This window comes from Phenylobacterium sp., from assembly GCF_036723115.1.
Lineage (GTDB): Bacteria > Pseudomonadota > Alphaproteobacteria > Caulobacterales > Caulobacteraceae > Phenylobacterium.
The window spans coordinates 35,984-40,966 of the sequence record NZ_DAIMHV010000012.1; the positions used below are offsets into that span (position 1 = coordinate 35,984).

Here is a 4,983-nt window from a genome sequence, read left to right on the forward strand (position 1 = left end):
CAGCCGGTTTCGGCCGAGGTGGAGGCCGTGCGCGAGGCCGTGGCCGCGTTCGCCCGCCAAGTGCGCAAGGGCGAGCGACGGGGCGCCGAGGGTCAGACCTTCAACGCCATCGTTCATATCGGCATCGGCGGGTCGGACTTCGGGCCCCGGCTGGTGTGGGAGGCCCTGCGCGCGCCGGCGCCGGCCATCGACCTGCGCTTCGTGGCCAATGTGGACCCGGCCGAAATCACGCTTGCGCTCGACGGCCTTGAGGCGGCGCGCACCCTGGTGGTGGTGGTCTCCAAGACCTTCACCACCCAGGAGACCATGGCCAACGCCCAGATCGCCCGGGACTGGCTGCGCCAGGCCCTGGGGGAGGCGGGCGACCGCCACCTGGTGGCCGTCTCGGCCGCGCCGGAGACCGCCCAGGCCTTCGGGGTCCAGCCCGACCAGATCTTCGGCTTCCGGGACTGGGTGGGCGGCCGCTATTCGGTGTGGTCGGCCGTGGGACTGTCCTGCGCCGTGGCCCTGGGGCCGGACATTTTCGACCAGTTGCTGGCTGGCGGCGCGGCCATGGACGCCCACTTCCAGCAGGCGCCTCTGGAGCGCAACGCCCCGGTGCTGCTGGCCCTGGCGCACATCTTCAACCGCAACGGCATGGACCGGCCCATCCGCGCCGTGGTGCCCTACGCTCAACGCCTGCGTCTGCTGCCCAACTTCCTGCAGCAGCTGGAGATGGAGTCCAACGGCAAGCGCGTGAGCCGCGACGGCGGCCCGCTGGCCCAGGCCACGGCGGCGGCGGTGTTCGGCGACGCGGGCACCAATGTGCAGCACGCCTTCTTCCAGCTCATGCATCAGGGGACCGACATCATCCCCGCCGACATCCTGGCGGTCGCCGCCAGCGCCGATGGGCATGAGGCCTCGCAGCGCAAGCTGCTGGCCAACGCCCTGGCCCAGGCCGAGGCCCTGATGGTCGGACGCAGCGAGGCCGAGGTTCGCCAGGCCCTGGCCGCCGAGGGCTTGAGCGCCGAGGAGGTCGACCGCCTGGCGCCGCAGAAGACCTTCCCCGGGAACAGGCCCACCAGCTTCATTCTCATGCCGGGCCTGGATGGCGCGGCTCTGGGCGCGCTCATCGCCCTCTATGAACACAAGACCTTTGTCGAAGGGACCATCTGGGGGGTGAACAGCTTCGACCAGTGGGGGGTGGAGCTGGGCAAGACCCTGGCTGGCCGCATCCTGGGCGAGCTGGAGGGGGGCGCCCCGATCGCGCATGACCCCTCCACCCAGGCCCTGATCGCCCGTCTCGGCGCATGAGAGTTGGGCGCGTGAAGACTGGCGCTCAGCTCACGGCTCGGCTATAGGCGCGGCCCATGACCTTCGCACGGCTCCATCACCGCGGCGTCCACCATCCGATCTCCCGGGGGATCGGGCGGGGTTGCGCGGCCTGATCGGTCGGCGCAACCGGCTCGAGCCCCCACGGACGGGGCTCGCCACACATGATCCTCGTCCGTCGCCCAACCCTCTAGGAGCGACGCATGACCCCTCCGATCCTCAACGCCCGCGGCCGTGTTGCGCCGCTGCGCCCCACTGACTGAGTCTGACGCCATGAGCCAAGAGAGCGACATCCCGCGCCCCGAGGCGCGCAATCCCCGCGGCTTCGCCGACCGCCGCGCCCGTGACCTCGCCGCCGAGCGCAAGATCCTGGCCGCCGTCTCGGCGGTCTATGAGCGCTACGGATTCGAAGCCCTGGACACGGGCGCCTTCGAATATGCCGACGCGCTCGGCAAGTTCCTGCCCGACGCCGACCGCCCCAATGAGGGGGTCTTCGCCCTGCAGGACGACGACGAGCAGTGGATGGCCCTGCGCTATGACCTGACCGCCCCCCTGGCGCGGTTCGCCGCGCAGAACTGGGAGACCCTGCCCAAGCCGTTCCGGCGCTACGCCTTCGGCAGCGTCTGGCGCAACGAAAAGCCGGGGCCCGGACGCTTCCGCGAATTCACCCAGTGCGACGCCGACACGGTGGGCTCGGCGCGGCCGGAGGCGGACGCCGAGATCATCGCCATGGCCGCCGAAGGCCTCCAGGCGGCCGGCCTTCCCGCCGGGACGGCGGTCTTGAAGATCAATAACCGCAAGCTGCTCAACGGCCTTCTGGCCACCGCGGGCGTGAGCGCCGAAGGCCAGAAGCTGGCGGTGCTGAGGGCCGTGGACAAGCTCGACCGCCTGGGGCCGGACGGGGTGCGCCTGCTGCTGGGCGAAGGCCGCAAGGATGAGTCCGGCGCCTTCACCAAGGGGGCGGGCCTCAGCGCCGCGGCCGCCGAGGCGGTCCTGGCCTTCACCGCCGCGGGCGGCGGAAACGATCGCAGCCAGACCCTGGCCAGGATCGCCGAGGTGATCGGCGGTTCGGCGGAGGGGGATGCGGGCCTCGCGGAACTGGCCGCCATCGATGCGGCCCTCACCAGCCTCGGCGTCGGCCAGGATCAGGCCATGTTCGATCCGGCCGTGGTCCGGGGCCTGGAATACTATACCGGGGCGGTGTTCGAGGCCGAGCTGTTGCTGCCGACCGTGGACGAGAAGGGCCAGACGGTCCGCTTCGGTTCGGTGGGCGGCGGCGGGCGCTATGACGACCTGATCGCCCGCTTCACCGGTCAGCCTGTCCCGGCCACGGGCTTCTCCTTCGGGGTGTCGCGCCTGGCCGCGGCGCTTCGGGCGGCCGGCCGCGACCTGGGCGCCGAGGCCCGGGGGCCGGTGGTGATCATCGCCTTCAGCCAGGACGACATGGCCCATTATTTCGCCGCCGCCGGCGAGCTGCGCGCCGCCGGCGTCGCCGCTGAGGTCTATCTCGGCGCCTCGGGCATGAAGGCCCAGATGAAGTACGCCGACCGCCGCCTCTCTCCGGCCGCCGTGATCCTGGGCGGGGATGAGATCGCCGCGGGCCAGGTGACCATCAAGGACCTGGACCTGGGCCGGGCGCTCGCCGCCGGCGTCAAGGACAACAGCCAGTGGCGAGAAGAGCGGCCCGGCCAGATGACCGTGCCCCGCGCCGAGCTGGCGCCGACCATCCGAAAGATCCTGGGCCTCTGACCATGCGCGTCGAACCTCCGATTCCCGCCGATGTGCTGGCCGCCGTGCGCCGCCCCTTCGAGGCTGTGGCGGCCACTCCGGTGGACGTGCCCCTGGTGCAGCCCCTGGGTCTGGTTCTGGACCTGGTGGGCGAGGCTCTGCGCGCCCGCCTCTTCCTGGTCCAGGCCGAGGGCGGCCCGGAATACTGCCTGCGGCCGGATTTCACTGCGCCGGTGGTGCGCCACCACCTGGAAAGCCGCGCCCCGTCGGGGCGCTACATCTATCAGGGCAAGGCGTTTCGCGCCGCCCCGGCGCCCTCCACCCGGCCGGAGGAGTTTCTTCAGCTGGGCGTGGAGCGGTTCGATCCGGCCGGCGCGCCGGTCGTCGAGGCCGATGTGGAGATGGCGGCCCTGGCCTGGGCTTCGGCCTGCGCCGGCGGGCGCGCCGATCTTGGCCTCTGGCTGGGGGACGCGGCCCTGTTGGAGGCCTTCATCACGTCTCTCGATCTGGCGCCGGCCCTCGATGGCCGACTGAGGCGCGTGGCCCGTCGCCCGCGCCTCCTGGCGGCCGAACTGGCCCGCGGGCAGGATGATCAGGGCGCGGCGGGCGCTGCGGACGCAGGGCGGCTGGAAGGCCTGCTGGCTGATCTTCCGGCCGAAGCAGCGGGCGCGGTGCTGGAGCAGGTCTGGGCCCTGGCCGACATCGCTCCGGTGGGCGGGCGGGCGCCCCAGGACATCGCCGCGCGCCTGGTGCGCAAGGCCGAGGCCCGCCGGGCGCCGGCCCTGAGCCCGGCGCAGGCCGAGGCCCTTGCCGCCTTCCTGGCCATTGAGGCCGCACCGGCCGCGGCCCTGGAGGCGGTTCGGCGTCTCGCCGGCCCCAACACCGGCGCCCTGGATACGGCCCTGGCGGACTGGAGCCGTCGGCTGGACGGACTTCGGGCGGCCGGCGTGGCGGTGGATCGGACCTGCTTCGCCACGCGGCTGGGCCACACCTTCGACTATTATGACGGCGTCACCTTCGAGGTGCGCAGCCAGGCCCTGGGCGCCGACCGGCCGGTGGCCGCGGGGGGCCGCTATGACGGTCTGCCGGCCCGCCTGGGCGGTGAGGCTGGCCGCGCCATCGGCTGCATGGTCCGTCCGTGGCGGGCCTTCGCCCAAGGAGAAGCCTGATGGATGCGCCCCTGATCATCGCTGTTCCCTCCAAGGGGCGGCTGAAGGAGCAGGTCGAGGCCTGGCTCGCCGACTGCGCCCTGAAGCTGGAATCCGTGGGCGGAGAGCGTGGCTACATGGCCCGGCTGCGGGGTCTGGCCGGCGCGCAGGTGCGCCTGCTTTCGGCCGGCGACATCGCCGAGGCCCTGGATGCCGGCGAGGTGCATCTGGGCGTCACCGGCGAGGACCTGATGCGCGAGCGCCCCGGCGACATGACGCAGAGGGTTCTGCTGCTGCGCCCCCTGGGCTTCGGACGCGCCGACCTGGTGGTGGCCACGCCCAAGAGCTGGCTGGACGTGGAGACCATGGCCGACCTGGAGGAGGTGGCCCACGACATCCTGGCCCGCAGCGGCCGGCGTATGCGGGTGGCCACCAAGTATATCCTTCAGACCCGGGCCTTCTTCGCCCGCCATGGCCTGGCCGATTATCGCATCGTGGAGTCCGGCGGGGCCACGGAGGGCGCACCGGCGGCTGGTGCGGCCGAGATCGTGGTGGATATCACCACCACCGGCGCCACCCTGCGTGCCAACGGGCTGAAGGTCCTGTCCGACGGGGTGATCCTGAAAAGCCAGGCCCATCTGGCGGCCAGCCTCCGCGCCCCCTGGACCGCCGATGCGCTTCAGGTCGCAGACAGTCTGTTGCGCATGGTGGAGGCCCGCGCCGCCGCCGTGGGCGCCACGAGCCTGACCTGGCCCGATCAGGACGGCGTCGGCCGCCAGGTGGTGGAGCGTCTGGT

General features: G+C 72.2%; 4 protein-coding genes. All 4 read left to right on the top strand.

Going from position 1 to position 4,983, the window contains the following annotated elements:
• Window positions 1–1,293, top strand: a 1,293-nt coding sequence (gene pgi / locus V7D28_RS02915) for a glucose-6-phosphate isomerase (RefSeq protein ID WP_333585859.1), incomplete at its 5' end; no start/stop codon positions are given.
• 291 nt (window positions 1,294–1,584) lie between these two features.
• Entirely contained in the window at window positions 1,585–3,060 is a 1,476-nt protein-coding gene (gene hisS / locus V7D28_RS02920; RefSeq protein ID WP_333585860.1) for a histidine--tRNA ligase, read from the top strand.
• Between the two features lie 2 nt (window positions 3,061–3,062).
• Window positions 3,063–4,208, top strand: a complete 1,146-nt coding sequence (locus V7D28_RS02925; protein ID WP_333585861.1) for an ATP phosphoribosyltransferase regulatory subunit — start codon at window positions 3,063–3,065, stop codon at window positions 4,206–4,208.
• The coding region (hisG, locus tag V7D28_RS02930) for an ATP phosphoribosyltransferase (RefSeq protein WP_333585862.1) at window positions 4,208–4,983 on the top strand (776 nt) is incomplete at its 3' end. The genes V7D28_RS02925 and hisG, both read left to right, overlap by 1 nt.